20 protein-coding genes are annotated in these 25536 nt (G+C 45.8%); all 20 read left to right on the top strand.

What is annotated here, in order from left to right; all coding sequences use genetic code 11:
- The first annotated feature begins 48 nt into the window (after nt 1–48).
- Entirely contained in the window at nt 49–2103 is a 2055-nt protein-coding gene (locus tag QHL1GM_RS11955; RefSeq protein WP_071694679.1) for a nucleoside-diphosphate sugar epimerase/dehydratase, read from the top strand.
- A 351-nt stretch (nt 2104–2454) separates the two neighbouring features.
- A complete protein-coding gene (locus QHL1GM_RS11950; RefSeq protein ID WP_071694678.1) occupies nt 2455–3573 on the top strand; it encodes a polysaccharide export protein in 1119 nt (372 codons plus the stop codon).
- 1 nt (nt 3574) lies between these two features.
- A complete protein-coding gene (locus QHL1GM_RS11945) occupies nt 3575–4042 on the top strand; it encodes a low molecular weight protein-tyrosine-phosphatase (protein ID WP_071694677.1) in 468 nt (155 codons plus the stop codon).
- Nucleotides 4043–4120: 78 nt separating this feature from the next.
- Complete coding sequence (locus tag QHL1GM_RS11940) at nt 4121–6322, top strand: polysaccharide biosynthesis tyrosine autokinase (protein WP_071694676.1); 2202 nt, start codon at nt 4121–4123, stop codon at nt 6320–6322.
- 29 nt (nt 6323–6351) lie between these two features.
- Nucleotides 6352–7374 carry an NAD-dependent epimerase gene (locus QHL1GM_RS11935; protein WP_071694675.1) on the top strand — a complete coding sequence of 341 codons (1023 nt, stop codon included), beginning with the start codon at nt 6352–6354 and terminating at the stop codon, nt 7372–7374.
- A 62-nt stretch (nt 7375–7436) separates the two neighbouring features.
- Entirely contained in the window at nt 7437–8774 is a 1338-nt protein-coding gene (locus tag QHL1GM_RS11930; RefSeq protein WP_071694674.1) for a UDP-glucose/GDP-mannose dehydrogenase family protein, read from the top strand.
- Between the two features lie 98 nt (nt 8775–8872).
- Nucleotides 8873–10669 carry an ABC transporter ATP-binding protein gene (locus tag QHL1GM_RS11925; RefSeq protein ID WP_071694673.1) on the top strand — a complete coding sequence of 599 codons (1797 nt, stop codon included), beginning with the start codon at nt 8873–8875 and terminating at the stop codon, nt 10667–10669.
- 298 nt (nt 10670–10967) lie between these two features.
- Nucleotides 10968–12947 (top strand): glycosyltransferase, encoded by a 1980-nt coding sequence (locus QHL1GM_RS11920; protein ID WP_071694672.1) that lies wholly within the window; start codon nt 10968–10970, stop codon nt 12945–12947.
- 199 nt (nt 12948–13146) lie between these two features.
- Nucleotides 13147–14343, top strand: a complete 1197-nt coding sequence (locus tag QHL1GM_RS11915) for a glycosyltransferase (RefSeq protein ID WP_175540379.1) — start codon at nt 13147–13149, stop codon at nt 14341–14343.
- A 175-nt stretch (nt 14344–14518) separates the two neighbouring features.
- Nucleotides 14519–15439 carry a glycosyltransferase family A protein gene (locus QHL1GM_RS11910; RefSeq protein WP_071694670.1) on the top strand — a complete coding sequence of 307 codons (921 nt, stop codon included), beginning with the start codon at nt 14519–14521 and terminating at the stop codon, nt 15437–15439.
- Nucleotides 15436–16581, top strand: coding sequence for a glycosyltransferase (locus tag QHL1GM_RS11905; RefSeq protein WP_071694669.1), 1146 nt, complete (start codon nt 15436–15438; stop codon nt 16579–16581). The genes QHL1GM_RS11910 and QHL1GM_RS11905 overlap by 4 nt, the downstream gene beginning before the upstream one ends.
- Nucleotides 16571–17215, top strand: coding sequence for a sulfotransferase family 2 domain-containing protein (locus QHL1GM_RS11900; RefSeq protein WP_071694668.1), 645 nt, complete (start codon nt 16571–16573; stop codon nt 17213–17215). Before QHL1GM_RS11905 ends, QHL1GM_RS11900 begins: the two co-directional genes overlap by 11 nt.
- Nucleotides 17216–17218: 3 nt before the next feature.
- The gene (locus tag QHL1GM_RS11895; RefSeq protein WP_071694667.1) at nt 17219–18301 is read left to right on the top strand and encodes a glycosyltransferase; all 1083 of its coding nucleotides are present in this window, start codon (nt 17219–17221) and stop codon (nt 18299–18301) included.
- 151 nt (nt 18302–18452) lie between these two features.
- Nucleotides 18453–19565, top strand: a complete 1113-nt coding sequence (locus QHL1GM_RS11890) for a glycosyltransferase family 39 protein (protein ID WP_175540378.1) — start codon at nt 18453–18455, stop codon at nt 19563–19565.
- A gap of 3 nt (nt 19566–19568) precedes the next feature.
- Nucleotides 19569–20681, top strand: a complete 1113-nt coding sequence (locus QHL1GM_RS11885; RefSeq protein ID WP_071694665.1) for a glycosyltransferase family 4 protein — start codon at nt 19569–19571, stop codon at nt 20679–20681.
- Entirely contained in the window at nt 20678–21346 is a 669-nt protein-coding gene (locus QHL1GM_RS11880) for a sugar transferase (protein ID WP_071694664.1), read from the top strand. Before QHL1GM_RS11885 ends, QHL1GM_RS11880 begins: the two co-directional genes overlap by 4 nt.
- A complete protein-coding gene (locus QHL1GM_RS11875; protein WP_083571027.1) occupies nt 21343–22194 on the top strand; it encodes an aldolase/citrate lyase family protein in 852 nt (283 codons plus the stop codon). Before QHL1GM_RS11880 ends, QHL1GM_RS11875 begins: the two co-directional genes overlap by 4 nt.
- Nucleotides 22178–23161, top strand: coding sequence for a D-2-hydroxyacid dehydrogenase (locus tag QHL1GM_RS11870; protein WP_217648544.1), 984 nt, complete (start codon nt 22178–22180; stop codon nt 23159–23161). Before QHL1GM_RS11875 ends, QHL1GM_RS11870 begins: the two co-directional genes overlap by 17 nt.
- Nucleotides 23148–24188 carry a UDP-glucose 4-epimerase GalE gene (gene galE, locus QHL1GM_RS11865; protein ID WP_071694663.1) on the top strand — a complete coding sequence of 347 codons (1041 nt, stop codon included), beginning with the start codon at nt 23148–23150 and terminating at the stop codon, nt 24186–24188. The genes QHL1GM_RS11870 and galE overlap by 14 nt, the downstream gene beginning before the upstream one ends.
- 47 nt (nt 24189–24235) lie before the next feature.
- Entirely contained in the window at nt 24236–25513 is a 1278-nt protein-coding gene (gene tviB, locus QHL1GM_RS11860; protein WP_071694662.1) for a Vi polysaccharide biosynthesis UDP-N-acetylglucosamine C-6 dehydrogenase TviB, read from the top strand.
- Nucleotides 25514–25536: the final 23 nt, after the last annotated feature.

Here is a 25536-nt window from a genome sequence, read left to right as displayed (position 1 = left end):
TTTTAGGTGTTGGCAAGTTATAGGTGGCCAATACAGGGAAGCAGCTAAATGTTTGCCATTAAAAAGCTTTTTGGGCTGACAAGACGTAGAAAGCAGGTGATCCAGCTCTTCGTCGATACCTTTTTGATCGTTGTTAGCTTTTTGCTGGCAATGCTCTTGAGGTTAGGTTCGTTAACTTTTTTGTCTGATGATTCGGTATGGCTTGCTCTACCCGTCATGATTCCTGTCAGCTTGTTTATTTTTATGCGCTTAGGTTTTTATCGCTCCATCGTGCGCTATATGGGCGTTACAGCTCTGCAAGCGCTGTCAGCAGGTGTCTTGTGTTCGGCATTAACGCTATACATTGTCAGCATGGTACTGAACCTGCCAGTGCCAAGGTCTGTCCCTTTCATTTATACAATGTTGGCATTTATTACCATTGGCGGCGTACGTTTGGCATTGCGGCTAATGTATCAGCGTGGGCAGCAGCTACAAAAAACCCGTGTGCTCATTTATGGCGCCGGTGCGGCTGGGCATCAGCTGGTAGTTTCTCTTCGCAATGGACGCGATTACGAACCTATCGGCTTTGTCGATTATGACCCTCTGCTTCAAGGTACTTTTGTGCAGGGTTTAAGAGTTTACAGCCCAGCATCGACCCCAAAATTAATCGAATATTTCGGGGTGGAAAAGTTTTTGTTGGCTATTCCAGAAGCGACGAGGGCAAGGCGTCAAGAGATTATTAAGTCTATTGGGCCTTTATCGATACCGGTACAAACAATTCCTGATATGGATGACATTGTTTCGGGTAAAGCAAAATTTAATGAGCTGCACGATGTTCGTATTGAGGATCTATTAGGTCGTGACCCTGTGCCCCCGGATCCGACATTAATGGGTGCTAACATTACGCATAAATCGGTCATGGTGACTGGCGCTGGAGGTTCAATTGGTAGCGAACTATGTCGTCAAATTATTCGCTTGCTCCCAAAGCGGTTAATTATCGTCGATTCATCTGAATACTCGTTGTATCGGATCGATCAAGACCTTGCGCGTTTAATTGAGTGCGAAAATCTTGATGTTGATATTAAGCCAGCGCTTGCCTCTGTGCGTAATGGCGATGTTATTTCCCGTCTAATTCGTACGTTTGAAATCGATACTATTTATCATGCTGCAGCGTACAAGCATGTCCCGTTGGTTGAGTTTAATCCCGCCGAGGGGGTTTTAAATAACGTCTTTGGTACTATGGAAGTTGCTAAGGCAGCGGTTAAAGAAGGCGTGGAATCGTTTGTGTTGGTCTCTACAGATAAAGCAGTACGGCCAACGAATGTAATGGGTGCTAGTAAGCGCATAGCAGAGTTAGTTTGCCAGGCATATGCTGCTGAACAAACTATTACACGTTTTTCAATGGTACGTTTTGGCAACGTGTTGGGTTCATCAGGTTCAGTCGTTCCTCTTTTTCTAAAACAAATTGAGAAAGGCGGCCCGATCACCGTTACACACCCAGATATTACCCGTTACTTCATGACCATTCCTGAAGCTGCCCAGCTTGTGATTCAAGCTAGTGGTATGGCGACTGGAGGCGATGTATTTGTTCTGGATATGGGCAAGCCCGTTAAGATTGTAGAGCTTGCAACGAGCATGGTGAAACTGTCGGGATTGAGCTATCGCTTTGTTTCCGCTTCTGGTGATGGAAAAAAAGCTGGCGATGGGAAAATAGAAGAACCAGTTGATAAAAAAGGTGAAATTACTATTTGCTTTACTGGGTTGCGCCCAGGCGAAAAGTTATATGAAGAATTGCTAGCAACGGGCAGTGCAAAGAAAACGCGGCATCCTAGAATAATGACGGCTTCAGAAGACTGTTTGCCTTGGATCGAGCTTGAGCCTTTACTGACTCATTTAGAAGCTGCTTGCAAGAGTCAGAATGCTATTAAAATACGTGAAATCCTCATTGATGCACCTGCAGCTTACCAACCGCAGTCAGGGATTGTGGATCATTTATGGTTGGCCGCTGGTGGCATCCCTCATGTCGTAACAAAATCGCCTACTCCTTTCCGTTCTGAAAGCACCGCTGACTACAGTGTAACAAGCAGTGTTAGCCAGACTGTGGTGGGGACAAGTCAACGTTAATGAATAAGATGATACTAACGAGTAGTGTTCAGCCATAACTATTAACAATAACAGATTGCATTAGTGCTTAGTTGATGAAAAATGTAGTCCTGAATAAGTAATTTTGTAAAAGCTTTGCCTTATTTGAAGCTTGCTGCGGCTATTTTTTAGCGTGGATTAACTTACACTGAAAAATAGATATTAGATTATCCGGCTTCGAGATGCGCCCTTAGTATCTCGGGGCGGTAGCGTGTCTAAAAATTTCAGGACATAGCTAAAGTTAGCAATACAAGATAAAACAGGCCGAGTGCTGAGCCTAGGACTAAGATCAGGCAGCGTTTTTTATTCAAATCCGCTTAGGTAATCGTTGTCATGAGAAAGCTAATTATTGTTCGTTTTCTAGTTGTGGCTTCGATTGCCTTGCTAATAGCTGGCTGTTCTTTATCGCCGGGCGGCCATATTAATTACGAGGCTCCAGAACCGCCAGATCTAACCCAGATAGTTGATATTCTGCCTATCACGCCAGAATTAGTATGGGCGCAGGAATCCCAGGAGAGGCGGGTTCATCCGGTTACTGAAGAGCTGCGTGCCGAGCTTGCAGATTATGAATATACAGTGGGAGCAGGCGATGTACTCAGTATTGTGGTTTACGACCACCCAGAGCTGACCATTCCCACAGGTGGCGAGCGTAGCGCTGTCGAGGCTGGCAACATAGTGCGTTCAGATGGCACTATTTTTTATCCCTTCATAGGACGGGTGAATGTCGCGGGGAAAACCACAGAAGAGATTCGCCTTCAACTCACACGGGGTCTTTCAAGCTTCTTAACGGAACCGCAGATAGACGTATTTATAGCTGCATTTAATTCTAAGCGCTTCCATGTCACTGGGGCAGTTGCTTCGCCTGGATCGGTGCCAGTAACAAATGTGCCACTTACGATACTCGATGCTGTGAATGAAGTAGGCGGGCCGACAGAGAACGCTTTTTGGCATGAAATGCTTTTGTTCCGCGATGGCACAGAGGAGCGTCTGTCTCTCTTTTCCCTGCTAAGCGAAGGGGATCAACGTCAAAATCGTTTGTTACGTGATGGCGATCTTTTGCATGTGCCTAGTGCCGACAATCAAGGTGTGGCTATGTTGGGCCAAGTGCGTTCGCCCGGTAATTTACGTATGAATCGTGAGCGCCTATCACTAACCGATGCCTTATCGCGTGCGGGGGGTATCAATGAACAAACCGCTGAGCCTTCCGGTATCTTTGTGCTACGTCGTAATGAGCCTGGCGCTGCAAAACTTGCGACTGTCTATCAGCTAGATATTAGCAATGCAATTGCCTTTGCAATGGCAAGCAATTTTCAGTTAGAGCCGAAAGATGTGGTCTATGTAACCACCGCTCCGATAGCCCGCTGGAACCGTGTAGTGAGTCTTCTTTTACCTTCAATTAACTTGCCAGGTGATTTGGGTAATAGCAGTGATGGTTTAAACGACCTTCTTTAATATGACAAAACGTATCCTTGTGGTGTGTACCGGCAATATTTGTAGAAGCCCGGTTGCTGCAGCCATGTTGCAGCAGGGGGGGGGCGACATCGAAGTAGTGTCGGCAGGCCTAGGTGCGGGGAAAGGGGGCGCAGAACAGCGAATGGCGGCGCTTGCTAAAGCAGATGGTTACGACCTTAGCCAGCACCAGGCGCGACAAGTGGATCGTCAATTACTTGCTGAAGCTGATCTTGTGCTGGTAATGAGTGCCAAGCAAAGACAGCTGATAGCCCGCTCGTGGCCAGAGATGTTGGGGAAAACGTTATTGTTTGGTATGTGGCGAACTGATAAGCCAATCAATGAACGAGATATTCCAGACCCTTATCAACGGAGTGATGAGGTCTGCCAGTTTGTTTATGAGGCAATAAAATCTGCAAGTATCACCTGGCGAGAAAAGCTTAAAAACACCGGTAGTACAAGCGTGTGGTAAGTAATTTAGAGCTTTTTTTATTTATCCATTTTCATACACCCCATAAGGTGTGTACCCAAGCGTGTAGCGATAGAGCCAATGCCAGATGCAGCACAGAATAGCCCTCCTGAAGAAACGATAGATCTCAGCCGATTGTTTGGCGCGCTTTTTCGCAAAAAGTGGCTAATTATTGGCGTCACCGCCTTGTTCGCTTTTATAGGTATTGTGCATGGCATGCTGGCAACGCCTATTTATCGTGCTGATGCACTGGTGCAAGTTGAACGACGCAGTACTGTAAGCCCGTTTGGCAACGTTGATAATGTCACAGGGGTAGGATCAGAAGAGTTCAATACGTCGGCAGAGCTACAGATCCTGCAGTCTCGAATGGTGCTTGGCCAAGTAGTCGATCGAGTGGGCAGTGATCTCATCATTTCACCCGTTGAATTACCTTTGATTGGTAATTTTGTATTACGTCAAGGCATACCTCGCCCTGACTTTATGAATGGTTATCCGCATATATGGGGTAACGAAAGCATTAACGTAGCTCGTTTTAACACCCAGGACAGCAGCAGGGGTCGGAGCTTTGTGGTAGAGCGTGGGCCTAGCGACACCTACTACATAATGCAGGGTGATAGCCGTGGAGAAACGGGCACCATTGGTCAACCTGAGGTTTTCTTAGATGGTGAGCTTGAGCTCACCATTGAAAGCTTTGATGCAACTGAAGGCGCGCAGTACGTGTTGACACGACAGCACAGGACGTCGGCAATTGGTGGCATTGCAAGCCGTCTGCAAGTAGCTGAAGTGGGCGGAGCGGGTACGACAACCGGTATGATCCGCTTAATGATGTTTGGCGACGATCCTAATGAAATTACCCGAAGCCTGGACGCCGTAGCGCAGACTTTCTTAACCCAGAATATCGAACGCCAGTCTGAGCAGGCACAGCAAAGCTTACAATTTCTGCAAAGACAGGCCCCTGAACTGCGGGAGCAGCTCGATTTAGCGGAGCAAAATCTTAACGATTACCGTGCCAATTTGGACAGTGTAGACCTCAGCAGCGAGGCTCAGGCAGCTATCCAGCGTTATATAGAGCTGGATACGCGCCTTGACGAGTTAGAGTTCCAGGAAGCTGAGCTAGCCCAGCGTTTCACATCTAGCCACCCCAATTATCAGGCGCTACTACGTCAGCGGCGTCAGATTGAAAGGGACTTACAAGAACTCAATGCCAGGGTTAACGAACTGCCTGCCGCCCAGCAAGAAGTACTGAGGCGCACCCGGGATGTAGAGGTGACTCAAGCGATATACGTTAATATTTTAAACAAAGTGCAAGAGCTAGAAGTGGCCCGTGCAGGTACTATCGGCAATATTCGAATCATTGATAGTGCTGTGCTTAATGGACAAGTTGCTCCTAATGTAGTGCGAATTTTTTTACTCTACACCATTTTAGGCATACTTCTGATTATCGGTTATATCGTACTGAAGGAGTTGCTGAAGCGGGGCATTGAGTCACCAGAACAAATTGAAAGCGCGGGCCTAACCGTCTATGCCACGGTGCCGCAGTCTTCAGCACAGCGCAAACTCAACCGAGAGCTGAAACGGCGAGGCCAAAAATCTTCAAAAAGTGTGGTGAGCGGTGTACTTGCACAGAAAGATCCCATGGATCTATCCCTTGAGTCATTACGTGGTTTACGTACTAGTTTACATTTTACAATGATGGATGGGCGCAATAATCGCATTATGCTAACTGGACCCAGTCCTGGTGTAGGTAAAAGTTTTATTAGTATCAATTTAGGTGCCATTTCGGCCATGGCAGGTAAAAAAGTGCTGATTATTGATGCCGATCTTCGCAAAGGTAATTTGCATCATGCTTTTGGCCAAACTAGCACCGGCGGGCTGGTTGAGTTGCTTAGTGACGAACTAACACTTGAAGATATTATTAAGTCAACGGGTATACCTCAATATGATGTCATTACTCGCGGTGTCGCCGCTAATAACCCTTCTGAACTTCTAATGCGGACAGGTTTTGAACTAGTGTTAGAAGATTTAAGCACTATGTACGACATGGTCATTGTTGATACTCCGCCGGTACTCGCTGTAACCGATGCCTGTGTAGCAGGTAAGCATTGTGGCACTACACTGCTAGTAACTAGATTCGATCAGAACTCAGTTCGTGAAATACAAATGGCCAAGAAACGGTTAGAAGGCAGCGGCATAGAGATACAGGGTGCGATTTTGAACGGCGTTAAGATATCCTCAAGAGGCGCGTCAGGTTATTACGGATACGGTACCTACAAATATCAGTAGACTAGCCAGACGTTTAAAGGACGTTAAGCATGAAGATTCTTACAACTGGCGCGGCAGGCTTTATTGGCTTTCACACGGTCACTCGTTTATTAGAAAGAGGCGACGAGGTCGTCGGTTTTGATAATGTTAATGATTATTACGATATAAACATCAAGGAATGTCGGCTTGAGCAACTACGTAGCCTCTCGCAAAAAACAGGCACACCTTTTCATTTCATTCGTAACAACTTAGCGGATCAAGCGGCAGTAAAAGAGTGCTTTGAAAAGCATACGTTTGACCGTGTTATTCACTTGGCGGCGCAAGCGGGAGTTCGCTACTCTATCGAAAATCCGCATAGCTATGTGGAAAGCAACATTATTGCATTCACCAACGTGCTGGAAGCCTGCCGCTACGCTAAAACACCCCATTTAACGTATGCGAGCACCAGCTCTGTTTATGGTGCCAATACACACATGCCATTCTCTGAACATGATGGTGCTAATCACCCTCTTCAGTTTTATGCCGCTACTAAAAAAGCCAATGAAATGATGGCACATAGTTATAGCCATCTATTTAATCTACCTACAACCGGGCTTCGTTTCTTTACGGTATATGGTCCTTGGGGACGTCCGGATATGGCGCTGTTTAAATTCACAAAAAATATCTTAACGGATGAGCCGATCCAGGTATTCAACCACGGCAGCCATACCCGTGATTTTACGTATGTCGACGATATCGTCGAAGGTTTGATTCGCGCCAGCGATCAAGTAGCAGAAGCTAATGCAGAGTGGAGCAGTGATGATCCTGATCCTGCCACCAGTAATGCGCCCTACCGTCTTTACAACATTGGTAATAATAATCCGGTGAAGCTAAGCGCTTATATAGAAGCGCTTGAGAAAGCATTAGGTAAAACGGCCAAGCAAGATTTACTACCATTGCAGCCAGGTGATGTTCCAGACACCTATGCCGATAGCAAGGAGCTGAAAAAGGCAGTCGATTACCAACCCGCCACGCCGGTGGAAGAGGGTGTTGCAAACTTTGTTGCTTGGTACCGCGATTATTATCAGGTGTGATCGCATTGCGACCGAGCACTGTATCCGCTCGGTGGTATGACAAGGAATAGGAAAGGCATGGCATGAACGTTACTGTGTTTGGAACAGGGTACGTAGGCTTGGTACAAGGTGCCATCTTGGCTGATGTGGGGCATCACGTCATATGCGTGGATGTGGACGCTGAGAGAGTCGAGCGGTTAAACCAGGGGAACATCCCTATTTATGAGCCTGGTCTTGAATCACTGGTACGAGAGAACTACGCAGCAGGTCGGTTAGAGTTCACCACTGATGCGAGAGCAGGCGTAAAGCATGGTCAAGTTCAGTTGATTGCTGTCGGAACGCCGCCGGACGAGGATGGTTCTGCTGACCTGCAGTACGTCTTGGCAGTGGCAGGGACGATTGCGGAGCACATGGAGCGTGACCAGATCATCATCAACAAGTCCACTGTCCCAGTAGGCACTGCCGACAAAGTCAGTGCCAAGGTGACCGAAGTATTGGAAAAGCGCAATTGCAAAGACCTGTACTTTAATGTGGTCTCTAACCCGGAGTTCCTTAAGGAGGGTAGTGCGGTTGCCGACTGTCAGAAACCTGATCGGATTATCATCGGTACGGAGAATGAGGCCACAATAGAGGTGATGCGAGAGCTGTACGCGCCCTTCAATCGTAACCACGACAAGGTAATCGTCATGGACGTGAGAAGTGCAGAGCTCACCAAATATGCGGCCAACTGTATGCTGGCGACCAAGATCAGCTTCATGAACGAAATGGCAAATCTCGCCGAGCTGCTTGGCGCCGATATCGAGATGGTCCGTCAAGGCATCGGCTCCGACCCACGTGTTGGTTATCATTTCATCTACCCTGGGGTGGGCTATGGCGGATCGTGTTTTCCTAAAGATGTTCAGGCGCTGATCCGCACAGCTAGCGACATCGATTTTGACGCCAAGGTGCTCAAGGCTGTTGAAGCTCGGAACCAGGAACAGAAGACCACACTATTCACGAAGATGAATCGACACTTCGACGGGCAGCTTGCAGGCAAAACTTTTGCTCTGTGGGGGCTGTCATTTAAACCCAACACCGATGACATGCGTGAAGCGCCTAGCCGCGTGTTGATGGAAGCGCTATGGCAAGCGGGTGCTAACGTGCAGGCATACGATCCTGAAGCGATGGAAGAAGCGCAGCGTATCTATGGTACGCGTGACGACCTAACACTTTGTGGCACAAAAGAAGCCGCATTGAAGGGGGCCGATGCACTAGCCATCCTGACTGAATGGCAGAGCTTCCGCGCCCCTGACTTTGACCTCATCAAGTCTCATCTCAGCCAGCCTACACTCTTTGACGGGCGCAATATGTTCCAGCCAGCACGCATGCGTAAGCAAGGCTTTACCTACTACTCTGTGGGGCGCGATATCAAGTCGGTGTAATCACCAGTATCACGGTTATCAGAACCGCATAATTACTAGCTTGTGAAATGCAGGTTGCGCACCTTTTCTTTTTACTAAAAAGTTGACGATAGGTTTGTATGTTTAAACGTGTAAGGCGGCTTTGGAAATTGCTTGCTAGAGAGCAGCGTAAGAAGCTTCTCGGCATGCAAGTGCTCGTGGTGCTAATGGCCTTTGCCGAAGTGGCGGGCGTTGCAGCGATTGGCCCCTTCATGGCGGTGGTAGGCGATATTGGCCGCCTGGAGGGTGACGGCACACTTGCGCAGCTCTATCAGGCCAGTGGAGTGGAAAGCCCTCGGCAGTTTATTTTTTGGCTGGGGGTCACGGTAATTATAGCCCTGGCAAGTGCCGCTGCGATCTCTATTTACGTTACCTGGCGGCTGGCGCTCTATGCTGAGCAAGTCGGCGCGGAGCTATCTATCCGCCTTTTCCAGCATTATATGCAGCAGCCATGGCTTTTCCATGCCAGTGGTAGCAGCAGCCAACTGATCAACAAAATTTCCCAGGAAGCTTTGCGCGTTACCGGTAGTGTCATCCAACCGTTAATGAAGATGAATGCCAAGGGGACGCTTGCGTTGGTAATGACGACAGCGATCTTTATATTCAATCCATTAGTGGCGATGGCCGGTGTGATGCTTTTCGGCACGGCGTATTGGGTGCTTTTCCATACGGTGCGTAAGCGACTGGTACGCAATGGCAAAACTATTTCCGCCACTAGCAGAGTTCGCTTCAAACTAATGAATGAAGGTTTTGGTGGCATCAAAGATACGCTATTGCTCGGCCGTCAGGCAGATTTCAATCGGCGTTTTGAAATAACCAACCGAAAGTTTGCTAGGGCGAAAGGCGTTACAAGCGCTCTTTCCCAGGTGCCACGATACGGCATGGAACTGTTGGCCTTTGGTGCGGTGATTTTATTGGTACTCTACCTGCTAACCGCCTACGAGGGTAACTTGGGTAACATTCTGCCGATTCTCTCTATGTACGCTCTGGCGGGTTTCAAATTGCTGCCAGCCTTCCAGCAGATCTACGCCAGTCTGGCGACTATAAAAGGCAACATCGCTTCCTTTGATATATTAGAGGAGGACTTGGTGGCTAGTCAGCACGTTACACAAGCCCAACATGCCGACAAAGCAGGTAAGCTCTCGCCCAAGCAAGTCATCACCCTGGATAACATCCATTTTAGCTACCCCGGTACAGCGGAGAAAGCGCTGAGTGGCATGACGCTAGAGGTACCAGTAAATCACGTGATCGGATTGGTAGGGTCCACCGGATCAGGAAAGTCTACTGCCATCGACATCCTATTAGGCCTAATTACACCGCAATCTGGCTCGTTGAAGGTAGACGGCGAGCCGCTAAGTGGTAAGGAGCTGCGCGCTTGGCAGAATAATGTAGGCTTTGTGCCACAGAGCATTTTTCTGTCGGATGCTAGCATTCGGGAAAACATCGCTTTTGGCTTACCGCCAGAAGAAATCGATGATGAACGCGTAAAACACGCAGCCAAGATGGCCCTCTTGGATGAATTTCTGGAGAGGTTACCGAATGGGTTGGAAACGGGTGTGGGAGAGCGCGGCATTCAGCTCTCCGGGGGGCAGCGTCAGCGCATCGGCATTGCCCGTGCGCTTTACGATGATGCTGACGTGCTGGTGTTCGATGAAGCAACAAGCTCATTGGACGGCATTACCGAAAAACTAGTGATGGATGCTATTCATAATTTCGCCGGAAAGAAGACCATCATCATGATTGCGCATCGCCTGGCTACTGTAAAACAATGCGACAGTATTTACTTGTTAGCCGATGGCAAAGTTATAGACCAGGGCAGCCATGACGAGTTGGCTGCACGCAACGAAATTTTCAGGCGAATGGCAGAGCATGCATGAAGCGAGGATAGATTAACTATTACAAAGGATAGAATTACTGGCTCATCGTTATGGGCTATGTATGAAATACTTGCTCTGCACATGAGCCATGTTAGAGCTGCTATGATGATAAGGGCCATGGTATAGATGGCTTCCATATACTTTATTTTATTGGATTATCGGTACCTCAGGATTGCAATGCAGCTGACTTCTTACATCTCACTTATAAAAATTCCATAATCTAAAATACTAACTAAGTAAAATGCGAAGAAGTTAATGCGCCATATCGCTAGTGATAATTAAGTTTCTGGAGCATGACATGCCTTCCATTTCGGTAATAATACCATGCCATAACGCTGAAAAATACCTAGCCGAAGCTGTAACCTCTCTACTAAAACAAAGCTTGCCTCCTGTAGAAATTATTATTATTGATGATGATTCAGATGATGAAAGTATAACAATTGCTCGTCAGTTATCAGGCGAAAATTCTGACAAAATTAGAGTGTATTCAGAGGTATTTAGGAGTGCCCCTAAATCACGTAATTTAGGAGCGTCAGTTAGTATAGGTGATGCACTGATGTTCATGGATGCAGATGATGTTATCGGGCCAGATACACTAGAAGCTTTATCAGATGCACTGATGTTAGAACAAAATGGTGTCGCTGCTTGCCCCTGGCTTCGACTCGAAAAAATTGATGCAAGTTGGTTAGCAAAACCCCCATCGTGTGCTTTGCGTTGGCCAGGCCAAGATGCGCTTAGTGCTTGGCTAACCGGATGGTATTACCCCCCTAGTTCTATTCTATGGTCCAGAGAAGCTTTCACTAAGATAGGAGGATGGGACGAAGAAGCCACCATAAATCAAGACGGCGATATAATAATGCGTGCATTAGCACAGGGTATTCGTTTTATTGAAACTAATAAAGGTACTGCGTATTATCGAAAACTTCCATCCGGTCAAGAGTCTTTGAGTGGAAAAGGCAAAACCTTGGAAGGGTTAAAAGGGCGTATATACGTTTTAGATAAGATTGCCCGTATGCTAGACGAGTTTGATATACAGAAAAAGTATCAAGATTCGTTGAGTCGAGCGTACCGAGTTGTTGCCAATGATGCTAATAAAGTTGATAAAAAAATTCATAGTGATGCCAATTCGAAACAAAGGGCATACCAATTATTTTATTTAAAATCTTTTTTTTTAAAAAGCACTAGGTGGTGGACACGTTATTCAAAAGGCATAAGGGGAACAAAGCCTACACCTGATAATTTTTCAGAAAGAGTCGATTGGCTCAATGAGTCCGTGACTAAAGAACAAGCGGGCTCATCTGCTTTGGCTTCTGTCCTAAAAGTTAAACTACCCACGGTAAGTGTCATTATCCCTGTTTATAACAGAGCGCATTTGCTACATCGTGCTTTAGATAGTGTTGTTGCACAAACTTTCAAAGATATTGAGATTCTCGTCATAGATGATTGTTCACGCGATGACCCTTACTCAGTCATTAAAGAATATAATGATTTTCGAATTAAATATATTAGGCAAAAGGAAAACCGGGGTGTCGCTGAGGCGCGTAACCGAGGTCTTAGAGAAGCACAGGCGTCATTTGTAGCTTTTCTTGATGATGATGACGAATGGTATCCAGAAAAGATCGCTAAGCAAGTTGCGTTGTTTCAAAAATCATCCTCAGACATTGGTGTTGTATACACGGGTGTTGAAACCATATGTGACGGTGAAATAAAGGATTTGTTTTTAGCTAGTTATCGAGGAAATATTTATCCACATATGCTGGTTAAAAACCTTTTACATGCTGGAGCAAGCAGCGCTATGATAAGAAAAAATATTATAAGGAGTGTTGGGTTTTTTGATGAAACACTACCTGCAGTTGAAGACTACGATTATTGGTTGCGAATATCCAGGTTCTATAGTTTCGATTTTATTGAGGAACCTCTTGTCAGATATCACGATATTAGGACTGTTTCGACTGATACTGATGCTAGACGATCACTAAATATTCAGGCTAACCTTGAAGCACGAGATCAGTTTTATTTGAAGCATCAAGTACAGATGAGAAGAGAAGGCGTAGCTCACTTGTTCCTTACCCAAAGTGCAAACCGTCACATGACATCTCATTGGAATGATATAAAAACTGCACGGCGTCTCGCGTTAAAAGCTTTCTTCCATGCCCCCACCTCTCGAAATACTATAGTGGCATTGGTAGCGGCCTTTTTACCCCGTCAATTAGTTAATAAAATAAGAAAATTCCTTTACGGTGTTGATAGAGTGAAAAATAAAAGCAGCAATATATAGCTCTTTTTTGATATCTATCGATAATGGTTTAATCGTTAATAAAACTGATATGGGTTTATAGTTTCTTATGTCAATACTTTATTGTTTTATCATCATCTGCGATTAACCAGAAAAACATGTTTAACATAACAATTGACATCAACTACCCAAATAAAAAGTGATAAAAATGCGTGTATGCGTAATGTCTAGTATGTTTCCAATGACTTCTCAAACTTTTGTCATGCAGCATGTAACTGGACTACTGGATAATGATTACGATGTAAATGTTCTTGCACATAGGGGAATGGAAGCTGCATGGGAAAGTCTTGGATACTACCAGGAGCCGTTAAAATCGCGAGTATGGTACTATCAGGCACCCTTAAATAAAATAAACCGCATCAAAGGAATTTTAAGTCAAACTATTCACCATCTGGCTAGTGGTAATTTAAATTATCTGAAAAGTATGAACATAATGCGTTTTGGGAAAAGTTCAGTAAATCTGAACCTGCCTTACATTTATAATACAGCTCTGACTATTCAACCCGTTGATATCCTACACTGCCACTTTGGACATAATGGAGTGTTTGGCGCTTATTTAAAAAGGCTCGGGTTTGCAAAAAAACTAGTAGTAACTTTTCATGGTCATGATGTATCTGCCGCTTTACAGAATACTACCTCTAAAAATATTTATAGGCCTGTTTTTGAAGAAGCTGATTTGATTCTACCAGTAAGTGAGTTTTGGAAAAAAAAATTATTAGATATAGGGGCACCTGAATCTCGAGTTTTTGTGCATCGAGTTGGTATTGATGTTAGTCAGTTCAGTTATCGAGAACGTGTTGCGAGTTCCAGACCTTTGAAAATAATTACAACTGCAAGATTTGTAGAAAAAAAAGGACTTTCCTACGCGATTCAGGCTGTGGCGCAGGTGAAAAAAGAGCACCCTAATATTAAGTTTGATTATGATATAATTGGTGAAGGTCCTTTATCTGAAGAAATTGGGTGCTTAGTCACCTCACTTGAAATTTCTGACTGTGTAAAACTCCATGGTGCACTGCCTCATGGTGAAGTACAAAAACTACTCGCTGATGCAGATGTTTTTATATTGCCTAGTATTAAAGCCAGTAATGGTGATCAAGAAGGAATTCCTGTCTCGCTTATGGAGGCTATGGCTTCAGGAATGCCTGTTTTGTCGACATTGCATAGCGGTATTCCTGAATTAGTGGATGATGGTGTCTCAGGATATCTTGTCCCTGAGCGGGATGTTAGCGCATTAGCCCAAAAAATCGCTTATCTCGCTGAGCGACCGGAATCTTGGTCTAAACTAGGGCAAGCAGGGAGAGCCAAGGTTGAGCAGGATTATAATAAAGAACATCAAAACAATCTTCTTATTGGCATGTACCATAATATTATTGATTGAAATTGTATAATTTTAGGATATCCCTATGTACTGTAAATTTATTTTTTTGTCATAAGTTGATAGATTGGCCTAGCCTTACTTTATCTCTGGCAACATGTAGAAGGTCTTAATTTTTAAAAATATTAAAATTAAAGTATAAGCTTTCGTTAAGTGTAAAATTTAGCGGGGGAAAACTATGTTTTCAGTAATAATGCCAGTGCATAATAAAAAAGAATACGTGGTAGCAGCTATTGACTCAGTGCTGGCTCAAACATTTAGTGAGTTCGAATTAATTCTGATCGATGATTGTTCCAGTGACGGAAGCACTGAGTTAATTAAACCCTATGAGTCAGAAAAGGTGACAATACTTAGTAGAGGAACTCCTGGGCCTGGAGGCTATGCAGCTAGAAACCTGGGAGTCGATAAAGCTAAGCATCAATGGATTACATTTCTCGACGCGGATGATGTTTGGTATCCAAACCATCTTCAGACAGCATACGAATTGATTAATAAGTATCATCGCGTGAGTTTTTATAGCTTATCTAGAGAGAAAATTTTCAAAAGCAAAAAGAGTGGATTTTTTCATCCACAGGAAGAGAAAATTGAATATGATATAGCGTTGGAAAGATTTTCTCAAAAAGATATATTTCACACAAACGCGGTAGTCATCGAAAGAGAACTTTTTATTTCTGCCGGTGGGTTTCCAGCTGGGGAGTGTAAGCGAGGGGGTGATAGCGACCTTTGGCTTAGGCTGTTACTCAACTGTAATTCAATAGTGGTATCTCCTATTGTGACGTCATGTTATGTATTGGATAACAGTGGAGTTATTTATGGTAAGGCTAGCGTAGAAACTCAGCACCCTGTGCATCAAACATCTATGCGATACATAGCTAGTCACCCAAAAGCAAGTGTGAATGTTTCTTTAAAAAAACTTTCAAATAGGAAAAATATTTCTTGGTTAGCAGCAAGGAAGAGGACTGGTATCTTCTCCCTCTCAGAGTTGAAAGTAATTTATTTTGGATGTCTTGATAGAACTGGAATTAAGCAGTTAATAAAACTTATTACTCCACAAAATTTTGCGAAATTTAGTGCTTTTTTAAGGAAAAAATCCTTATGAAGGTAGCATTTATTTGTTCATCATTTGGTGGTGGCGGAGCCGAAAAAGTGGCTGTAAAACTATCAAATGCTTTCGCCAGCACAGGTTATGATGTTAGTTATATTTATTGGCATGTAAAACAGGGACGAGAGTATAAGTTTGATGCCAATGTTAAGCTTAATAGACTCGCTGCCGGTAATTCATTATTGAGGATATGGTCTTTAAAACAGTTTATTAAAAAAGAACGCCCTGATGTTATTCTTTCTTTTACTGATATCCCTAATATAATTACTTATGTAGCTTATGCGCTAGCTTGGCCTTATAAATGCTTGCGCGTACCCAATGTCAGAATAGACGTTTCGGAAAAATATCGTAATTTGAGAAAAACCCCATTGATAAGGCTACTTTCCTATCTGCATGGATTATCGTGCAGGACTGCTCCTCTGATACTAGTAAATTCAAAAGATTCTGGCGCCTCGCTGTGCAATTACTATCATTTCAGTGAAGATAAAGTTCACTGTATATATAACCCCGTCTTTGAAGAGCTTCCCCACACTTTTCCATGCGTAAAAAGCACAGGTAGTGTGGAGGAAAATCGAATTAAAGCGATCAATATAGGAAGATTAACCAAAGCTAAAGATCAACACATGCTAATACGGGCTATTGATCATGCAGTTAATGATCTAGAAATCGATATTGAGCTTGATATATACGGTGAAGGCGATCTGTACGATGAGCTACAAAAAGAAATAGTCCGTCGAGACCTTACTGATCGTATTCATCTTAAATCCTTCGACCCGGATATAGAAAAGAAAATAAAATATTATCATTTGTTTCTTTTTGCATCTCGTTGGGAAGGGCTTCCTAATGCATTGATCGAAGCGCTAGGGAGCGGAGTGGATGTGATTTCGACAAATTGCCCTAGTGGGCCCAGAGAAATACTCGATGATGGTCGCTTTGGTAGTCTCGTTGATATCGGAAGTTATCAACAAATGGCTGAAGCCATTGCGCACCTTTACCCCGAGGGTAGATACGTTTTATCCAATCACGCCAGTGTCAGGGTAATGAGTGACGAACTCAAGAATCATCTTGAGAAATTTACTATTCCATTTGTGACGTCACAGTATGCTCAACTGGTTTCAAGGAAGATCAATGAACAGTAAAAACGTCAAGCATAAGTTGAACTTGTTCAGACGTTATCCGTACTGGAAAAGCAATAATTGTATATATATACATATACCTAAAGCTGCGGGTACTAGTTTAAATAAGGCCATTTATGGTCGAACATTAGGTCATTATACTGCTAGTGAGATACAGTCACTCTTTCCAAAACTGTTTGTAAAAGCGTTTGTATTCTCTTTTGTTAGAAACCCATGGGATCGTGTTTTATCGGCTTACCGTTTTGCTAAAGTCGGTAAGACCAATAGTATGGGTATGTATCGACCCGAACAATATCAAATTCCACAGTTTGATAGTTTTGAGCGGTTTCTTTTTGAATGGCTTGCTAAGCAGAATATGGATAAGATAGATTTTATCTTTCAACCACAAAGTAAGTTTGTTGTTGATAACCAAGGCTGCCTTTTAACCGATTATCTGGGGAAGGTGGAAGATTTATCTGTCGATATAAAATATGTTGAATATAAGTTAGATAAAGTGATTAACGTAGGCCATGAAAACATAACCTCAAATCGATCCGATTTTCGTAATGATTATGTTAACGACGATATGGTTGAACTGGTAAGGTCTCTTTATTGTGATGATGTAAAACGGTTCGACTACTGTTTTGATAAATATTGATTTATGAAAATTCTTCACGTTATTTCTTCAGCAGCAGCCGGTGGCGCTGAAATATATGTCAGAGATCTTTCAGTAGAGATGATTAAATCTGGACATGAAGTGTTCATTCTTTTTTTAGATAGAGCGTCTGAGGCAGGGAGAGACGGCGATTTTGAAACGCAGTTTTTGAAGGAAATTAAAGCGCAGGGCATTAAATATGATTTTATAGGTGCTGAAGCACGTAAAAAACCGTGGCTGGGTATTGGTAAGATGAAAGAAGTAGCATCAACATTTTCACCAGACATTGTACATTGCCACTTGTATTATGCTGCTATTTTTTCCCTTTTCGTAAAAAATGCCAAAATCGTTTATACACACCACAATATTCGCCTCGGTGCCCATTCACTATTATATAAATTGTTGGATTTAAAGGTTTCTAGATACATAGGTATTTGTCTGGCTTGTAAAAAACTCCTCGAAGGGGTGTCTCGCAGAAAAGTGGTAAGAATTGATAATGGCGTTACGCCAACGCGTATAAAGAAAAGATTAAGGGAGAGCGACCATGCGCGGGGAAACGTCATAAAATTAATAAGTATTGGGCGATTATCTGATCAAAAGAACCTAGCACTTCTTATATCATCGCTAGCTCTGTTGGATAGCCACCGTTATCAGTTGAAGATTGCTGGTGAGGGTGCATTGCGCAAGAGCCTGGAACAGCTAGCACTAGAGAAAGGGGTATCAACCAATATTAAGTTCTTGGGTAACGTCAGTAATGTAGATGAATTACTTTTTGACGCCGATGTTTTTGTCATGTCGTCTGCCTGGGAGGGCCTTCCTATTGCGCAGATAGAGGCTACCTTGAGTGGACTTCCGGTGATCGTGACCAATGTCGGTGGTTGCGCTGAAATAGTGCATAAAGCATGTAATGGAATTGTTGTCGACTTGCTGGATGAAGAGTCTTATGCCCAAGCACTAAACAAAATGCTAACAAACGATAGCCTGCTTAATTTGTTTTCCCAAAATGCACTTATCTACTCAAGTGACTATTTGATACAAACTGCTACCGATAAGCACATTGCTTTATACACAGAAGTTTTGACGCCCTAATTAATACTCATTAAATGAGATTTATATGATATCGGCGCTTTTTGTTATTGTAATGTTTACACTGTCGATCGTTTTTTGCTTGATAGTATCATTAAAGCATCGATGGCTGTTATGGCCGCTCTTTTTTGGGTTTGCTTTTCGGTCACTGTTGATGTTTCTTGACTACTACGGAATATTCGCCCCGCCAGGTGCTACGGGTGATGCCATTGTGTTTACAAGAACTGCTTATGAATGGTCACTGTTTGAATGGAATAGATTGTTTGATACTTTTAATTACAAAGCTTCTTATGTATATAGCACCATTGGCGCCGTTTTTTTAAAAATATTTGGCTATAATCACTTCGTATTGCTGGTATTGAATTTTTTAGCAGGTCTTATAATAATTTTTCTCACTGGTATTATGGCGTACCGCTTATGGGGAAGGAAACCAGCCATAATCAGTTCTTATATAATGGCCCTTTTTCCGTTTGCCGCATTCAACTCAGTAATAGCGTTGCGCGAAGAACTTTCGATTGTGGTTTTTTTGCTTGGCGTTTATTTCTTTTTAAAGTGGGTGTCAGGTAAAGGTACTATCTGGATTTTAGTTGCGTTTCCCATGTTTGCTACAGCACTTATGATTCATCCGGGTTGGATAGGTGCGATGGTCGGTATTGCCTTATATTTAGGCTATTTCTCTACCAAAACGCTTGTTGCTTCAATCAAGGGTGGCGCAACGACGCGACAAGTGGCGAGTAAGTTTTTATCAGCTATTGCGCTTTTTACTGTGGCAATTCTCATTGTGGCCGGTAGTGGCGGTATAAGTCTCGCAAAGGGAATTACTATTGGTGGTGATAGTGAAGAAGGGGTAACAGATCTGATTGAATCTCGCTTTCAGAGGGAAGGTAGAGGTGGATCGGCTTATCCTGGATTTGTTGCACAGGGCAATCCATATACACAACCCTGGCTGATTCCGATGCGAGTCGCCTACTTCACCTTCTCACCATTTCCCTGGGATTTGCGCAGCCCGCGTCAATTGCTAGGAGTATCAGCATCTGCCATGTATCTGTTTCTTGCTTGGCGACTTTATAAGGGCTGGCACAATGTCAAACGCAAGGAAGAATGCCTAGCGCTGATGTTCATGGCAGGCGCTTTAATATTTGTTTTTGCTATTGGCGTAACTAATTTCGGTACAGCCATTCGGCACCGGACGAAATTCTTGGCAATCTGTACGCTGCTTGCCGCTTCATCTTTCAATCAATTGTCAGTCCGATTGAAAAGGCATTGATTCATGGATCTATTAATCATCGCAGGGAATGCGCGCTCCCTGATAGCCAATCGTGGGGATCTGATAAAGGATATGCAGGCGCGAGGCCTGGTTGTGGCGGCGGCAGTGCCAACCGCAGACTATCTCCCAGAGGTTGAGGAGCTTGGCATTGAGATATTCCCAATCGAGATGGGGCGTACCGGTATCAACCCGTTACACGATCTCAAGACGTTGTGGTCACTTTACCGTTTGATTCGGCGGCTAAAACCTAAAGCCACATTTGGTTATACCATCAAGCCCGTAGTGTATGGCAGCCTTGCCGCTAAGGCCGCCGGTGTACCACGTATCTACTCGATGATTACCGGGCTGGGTCATGTGTTCACTACGGATAGCCCCAAAAATCGTCGGCTGCAAAAGGTCGTATCGCTGCTCTACCGTGTCGGCCTTGCCTGTAATCATAGAGTCTTCTTTCAGAATCCCGATGATCTTCTGGAGTTCACCGAGTGCGGGATTCTGCGCAACGCTAGCAAGGCTGTGCGCACCTTTGGGTCAGGAGTAGATGTGCAACGCTTTGCTGCCGCACCGCTACCTGAGGATGGTCTGACATTCCTTTTTATAGGGCGGCTGTTGACCGAAAAAGGAGTCTCAGAGTTTTGCGAAGCCGCAGGACAACTGCGTGCTGAGCACCCCACAGCGCGTTTTATTGCAGTAGGTCCGCACGATCCTAGTTTACCTCACTCTTGTTCTGTCGATGATTTGCTGCGTTGGAAGCAGGAAGGGAGCGTGGAATTTATTGGCGGTGTCACGGATGTTCGTCCATGGATAGCGCAGTGTTCGGTGTTTGTGCTGCCGTCTTATCGTGAGGGGACGCCACGCTCTGTGCTTGAAGCAATGAGTATGCAAAGACCGATTATTACCAGCGATGCGCCGGGATGTCGGGAAACAGTGGAAGATGGCGTGAATGGTTTTTTAGTGGAGCCACGCGCCAGTGAGCCTCTACTTGACGCGATGCGCCGCTTTATCGAGCAACCGACACTGGTGCCAAAAATGGCTGAGGCATCGAGGGCTTTGGTTGAGCGTCATTACGACGTTCGCAAAGTGAATAAAGTGATTCTCGAGGCGATGGAGTTGGCATGATGCAAGGTATCAAGCGAACTTTCGATTTCGTTGCCAGCGGCGTAGGTTTAATCGTGTTGTCGCCGCTGCTGCTATTGGTAGCGGTCTGGATCAAGCTAGATAGCAAGGGCCCGGTGTTTTTCATGCAGCAGCGTGCCGGGTGGCAGGAGCGGCCCTTCAAAATCTTTAAGTTTCGTACCATGCAGCATCGTGAGCCTGAAGCCATCGACCAGCATCAAGAGCCGGTGGTAAGTGCTGGTCACGATCCGCGTATTACTGATGCCGGGCGCTTCATACGTGCTACTAGCCTTGATGAATTACCCCAGTTGATCAATGTATTTAAAGGCGATATGAGTGTGGTTGGCCCACGCCCAGTGCTTATGGAGCAGATTGAGGTGGTACCGCCAGGCTACAAAAAGCGCTTTAGCGTTCGGCCAGGCTTAACCGGGCTTGCCCAAGTAAGAGGACGACGTAGCCTTGGCTGGCTGCAGCAACTGGCCCACGACGCTGAATATGTTGATAAACAGAATCTGGCGTTTGATCTCAGAATTCTACTGCTGACGGTGAAGATAGTGCTGACAGGTAGCGGAATTTACGGTGAAGCAGGGCTGAACTGGCGTACGTACCGTGATCGCCTGAATGGCAAGCCTCCACGTGACAGTGATGTTGAGGAGGCGATGCGATGAGCAAGCTTAACTTTATGATGATCACTGCAAGCCCGGATGTAGCATCATTCATTGAGCAGCACGGTGTGACACGAATCTTCATGGACCAGGAGGTAATCGGCAAGGCCGAGCGTCAGGGACATCTGGATACTCACAAGGCGGCGCACTCACTAGAGGAGATCGCCGCTGTTGCCAACGTACTCAAGCAAGCCGAATTAATGGTGCGGCTCAACCCCCTCCATACCTCGACCCGTCAGGAAATCGATGCAGCTATCGCTCATAGTGCTCAACGACTGATGCTCCCGATGTTTTCATCGAGAGCCGAGGTGGGGGAGTTCATGGATATGGTTAATGGTCGTGTCCCGGTGACGTTCCTTGCTGAAACGGCAGCCGCACTGGTACGGCTACCCGATTGGCTAGGCTTACTGACGCCTGGGCGTGACGAAGTACACATAGGCCTTAACGATCTCTCCTTAAGCATGGGTCTTAACTTCTTATTTGAAATCATGGCAGCTCGATTATTAGATCCTGCTGCAGCAGTGCTCAATCAGGCAGGCGTGACATGGGGCGTTGGCGGTGTTGCGCGTATAGGGCAGGGCGAACTGCCCGCTGAAACGGTGCTTGGCGAGCATGTTCGCTTAGGATCGCAGTGGGTCATTCTGTCGCGGGCTTTTCACTCTGGTGCCGCAACATCGGCTGACTTGCTTAAGATACTCGACTTCCCGTCCGAGATCGCCAAATTGCGCCAAGCCGAATCGCATTGGTGTAGCGCTGACGAGACAACATTACTGACCAACCAGCGGCAACTTGCTGACTGTGCTTATCGATTGGGCAGCCCATGGAAGAAGCATAGTGTCGCTATCTCCTGAGCCTATCCGTCGGGTGCTCTATCTTCAGAAAACCGAAGTGCTTGCTCAGCAGCAAGCGCTGGTCACCCGAACCTTACAATTAGCACTGCAGGACGTGGAGCTCCTTTTTGCCGACAGAGTCGAAGCAGTCCCGATGCATGCGCAGATCGATGTCGTCATCGCCCCAACGTTGCCATGGCTGCCCGAAGCGCTAGCACGACTTGATGGCTACCGCTGGATTCACTTTCTTTCCGCCGGCGTAGAGAAGATTTGGGAGATGGACTTCGACAAGACACAGGCGCTGATGACCAAGAGCAGTGGCGTGCACGGCGCTCCCATGAGCGAATACGCCATCGGTGCCATGCTTTACTTCACCAAACAGTTTGGTCGCTTTCATAACCAGTCTAAGCAAGCACTGTGGCAACGCAGCTGGCTTGATGAACTGACTGGCAAACAATTGACAGTGCTAGGTTTAGGTCACATCGGCCAAAGTCTAGCTCAGCGCGCCAAGGCATTCGAAATGACGGTGGTCGGCACGCTAAGGAATATGCGGCAGGTGGGGCAGGTAGACCGTGTGTTGTCACTGAAGGGGATTGGTAATGAGCTGAGCGGCACGGATTTTTTAGTGTGCTGCCTACCGCTCACAAAGGATACCCGCGCCCTGGTCGACGACGAATTCTTAAGTCACCTAAAGCCAGGCGCAGTGCTGATCGATATTTCCCGCGGCGGTGTAGTGAAAGGGGATGCGGTGCTGAGGGCGCTGGATACTGGGCTACTCAAGGGCGCCGCTCTGGATGTATTTGAACAGCAACCGCTACCGCCGGAATCTCTTTTGTGGAAGCGCGAGGATGTGTTGATTACGCCGCATGTCTCTGGAACCACACCGCACTATCTAGAGCGGGCGTTGGCAGTGTTCGTCGATAATCTGCAAGCTTTTCAGCAGGGCAAACCCTTTACGTCGGTGGTGAACATAAATGCCGGATACTGACTTACAGCAACGCAAGATTTTAGTGACGGGGGGGGCGGGATATATTGGTTCGCACACCTCGTTGGCGCTTCTCGAAGCGGGTTATGAGGTTGTGGTGTTGGATAGCCTCGTCAATGCTTCACAAGAGGCATTGCGCCGTGTTGAGCTCTTGGTTGGCCGATCCTTGACCTTTATCGAAGGCGATGTTCGCGACCGCAACTGCCTGGATAGGCTTTTCAGTAAGCACGATATCCATGCGGTGATTCATTTTGCGGGACTGAAAGCTGTCGCTGAAAGTGTTGCCGAGCCGCTAGCTTATTACGACACCAATGTGAACGGCTCGTTAACGCTGTGCCAAGCCATGCAAGCGGCGGCTATTTTTCGTCTTGTGTTCAGCTCTTCTGCAACTGTATATGGCCCCGACGCACCCGTACCGTACCGTGAGCAAATGCCCCGGGGTTGGCCGGCTAGCCCTTACGGCGCATCGAAAGCGATGGTTGAGCGAGTGCTTGAGGATCTTTGCGCTGCTGACTCGCGCTGGTCCGTGGCATTGCTGCGCTATTTTAATCCCATCGGTGCTCATGAAAGCGGTTTAATGGGGGAGGATCCGCGTGGAATTCCTAATAACCTGTTGCCATTTATCGCCCAGGTAGCGGTTGGCCGGCGGGGTCGTTTAGGGATATTTGGCAGTGATTACCCTACCCGGGACGGTACTTGTGAGCGGGATTACGTGCATGTGATGGATCTGGCAGAAGGCCATGTTAAAGCTTTAGAGCATCTAGGTAGTAGTGGATCTTACGCTTATAACTTAGGTACCGGGCAAGCGGTTTCAGTATTAGCAATGGTAAATACCTTTCAAGAAGTCTCCGGAAAAGAAATACCTTACGACGTGTCGCAAAGACGTCAGGGCGACTTGGCTGCTTTTTGGGCAGATCCCACCTTGGCATTCGATGAGTTGGGCTGGCAGGCGCAACGTAACCTAGACGATATGGTACGGGATACTTGGCGTTGGCAGGCAGCAAACCCTCATGGTTACAGCGCTGAGTAACATCGAAGCTTATTAAAATTTAAACTTCGGTTAGGGAAGGATAAAAAATGCAAGACCTGAATCATGTGCGTCTAGGTATTATTGGGATGGGATATGTTGGTCTTCCGCTGGCCGTGGAGTTTGGCAAGGTGATGCCAACCGTTGGTTTTGATATCAACGCCAAGCGTATTGCAGAGCTGAACAACGGTATTGACCGTACCTTGGAAGTCGAGCCTTCATTGCTGGCTGAATCTACTCAGCTTAGTTTTGCCAGTGACCTGGAGGCGCTTCGTGACTGTACAGTTTACATTGTCACGGTGCCCACGCCTATTGATGATAGTCGTCGTCCTGATTTAACCCCACTAATCAAAGCCAGTGAAACCCTAGGGCAAGTAGTAGCTAAAGGCGATGTGGTGATTTACGAGTCGACGGTTTACCCAGGCGCGACAGAAGAGGACTGTATTCCTGTCATTGAGCGTATTTCGGGTTTGGTTTACAACCAGGATTTCTTTGCAGGTTATAGCCCAGAGAGAATCAATCCAGGCGACAAAGAACATCGTGTCACCACCATTAAAAAAGTAACCTCGGGCTCAACCAAAGAAGCCGCTGAGTTTGTCGATGCACTCTATCGTCGTGTTATCACTGCGGGTACGCATCTTGCCAGCAGCATTCGCGTTGCTGAAGCGGCCAAGGTCATTGAAAATACTCAGCGCGACGTAAATATTGCCCTGATTAATGAGTTGGCAGTTATCTTTAATCGGTTGGATATTGATACCGAAGAAGTCCTAGCGGCGGCGGGTACTAAATGGAATTTTCTACCCTTTCGTCCCGGTCTAGTAGGGGGGCATTGTATCGGTGTCGATCCTTATTATCTTACCTATAAGGCGCAGCAGGTTGGCTATCACCCTGAAGTCATTCTGTCTGGTCGCCGTATTAACGATGGCATTGGTGCTTATGTTGCTAGTCAGCTAATTAAGCAAATGATTAAAAAACACATTCATTTAGAAAAAGCGCGAGTTCTGGTGATGGGGCTAACGTTTAAAGAAAACTGCCCTGACCTGCGTAATACGCGTGTAGTTGATATTTTTGCTGAGTTGGCTGAGTACGATGTGCAGGCCGATGTTTATGATCCTCATGCGAACCAACAGGAAGCTGAGCAGGCTTATGGTATTTCACCTATTGTTGCACCAGAAGCTTTCGCCTACGACGCCATTGTATTAGCGGTCGCACATGACGAGTTTAAAGCGCTTTCTGCAGCCTCTATTCGCAGTTGGGGTAAGCCGCTACATGTGCTCTACGACTTAAAATACTTGTTACCCAAAGATCAATCCGATCTGCGTCTTTAAATGCATTAGCCTTTAGTCAATCA

Source organism: Halomonas sp. QHL1 (assembly GCF_001882345.1).
Lineage (GTDB): Bacteria > Pseudomonadota > Gammaproteobacteria > Pseudomonadales > Halomonadaceae > Vreelandella.
The sequence above is the reverse complement of the archived record's forward strand: the minus strand, read 5'-3'. Positions and strand labels throughout refer to the sequence as shown.

Bases quoted from the DNA above. Each gene is read 5' to 3' on its own strand.
- QHL1GM_RS11955 (WP_071694679.1), top strand. From the start codon at position 49: ATGTTTGCCATTAAAAAGCTTTTTGGGCTGACAAGACGTAGAAAGCAG.
- QHL1GM_RS11950 (WP_071694678.1), top strand. From the start codon at position 2,455: ATGAGAAAGCTAATTATTGTTCGTTTTCTAGTTGTGGCTTCGATTGCC.
- QHL1GM_RS11945 (WP_071694677.1), top strand. From the start codon at position 3,575: ATGACAAAACGTATCCTTGTGGTGTGTACCGGCAATATTTGTAGAAGC.
- QHL1GM_RS11940 (WP_071694676.1), top strand. From the start codon at position 4,121: ATGCCAGATGCAGCACAGAATAGCCCTCCTGAAGAAACGATAGATCTC.
- QHL1GM_RS11935 (WP_071694675.1), top strand. From the start codon at position 6,352: ATGAAGATTCTTACAACTGGCGCGGCAGGCTTTATTGGCTTTCACACG.
- QHL1GM_RS11930 (WP_071694674.1), top strand. From the start codon at position 7,437: ATGAACGTTACTGTGTTTGGAACAGGGTACGTAGGCTTGGTACAAGGT.
- QHL1GM_RS11925 (WP_071694673.1), top strand. From the start codon at position 8,873: ATGTTTAAACGTGTAAGGCGGCTTTGGAAATTGCTTGCTAGAGAGCAG.
- QHL1GM_RS11920 (WP_071694672.1), top strand. From the start codon at position 10,968: ATGCCTTCCATTTCGGTAATAATACCATGCCATAACGCTGAAAAATAC.
- QHL1GM_RS11915 (WP_175540379.1), top strand. From the start codon at position 13,147: ATGACTTCTCAAACTTTTGTCATGCAGCATGTAACTGGACTACTGGAT.
- QHL1GM_RS11910 (WP_071694670.1), top strand. From the start codon at position 14,519: ATGTTTTCAGTAATAATGCCAGTGCATAATAAAAAAGAATACGTGGTA.
- QHL1GM_RS11905 (WP_071694669.1), top strand. From the start codon at position 15,436: ATGAAGGTAGCATTTATTTGTTCATCATTTGGTGGTGGCGGAGCCGAA.
- QHL1GM_RS11900 (WP_071694668.1), top strand. From the start codon at position 16,571: ATGAACAGTAAAAACGTCAAGCATAAGTTGAACTTGTTCAGACGTTAT.
- QHL1GM_RS11895 (WP_071694667.1), top strand. From the start codon at position 17,219: ATGAAAATTCTTCACGTTATTTCTTCAGCAGCAGCCGGTGGCGCTGAA.
- QHL1GM_RS11890 (WP_175540378.1), top strand. From the start codon at position 18,453: ATGTTTCTTGACTACTACGGAATATTCGCCCCGCCAGGTGCTACGGGT.
- QHL1GM_RS11885 (WP_071694665.1), top strand. From the start codon at position 19,569: ATGGATCTATTAATCATCGCAGGGAATGCGCGCTCCCTGATAGCCAAT.
- QHL1GM_RS11880 (WP_071694664.1), top strand. From the start codon at position 20,678: ATGATGCAAGGTATCAAGCGAACTTTCGATTTCGTTGCCAGCGGCGTA.
- QHL1GM_RS11875 (WP_083571027.1), top strand. From the start codon at position 21,343: ATGAGCAAGCTTAACTTTATGATGATCACTGCAAGCCCGGATGTAGCA.
- galE (WP_071694663.1), top strand. From the start codon at position 23,148: ATGCCGGATACTGACTTACAGCAACGCAAGATTTTAGTGACGGGGGGG.
- tviB (WP_071694662.1), top strand. From the start codon at position 24,236: ATGCAAGACCTGAATCATGTGCGTCTAGGTATTATTGGGATGGGATAT.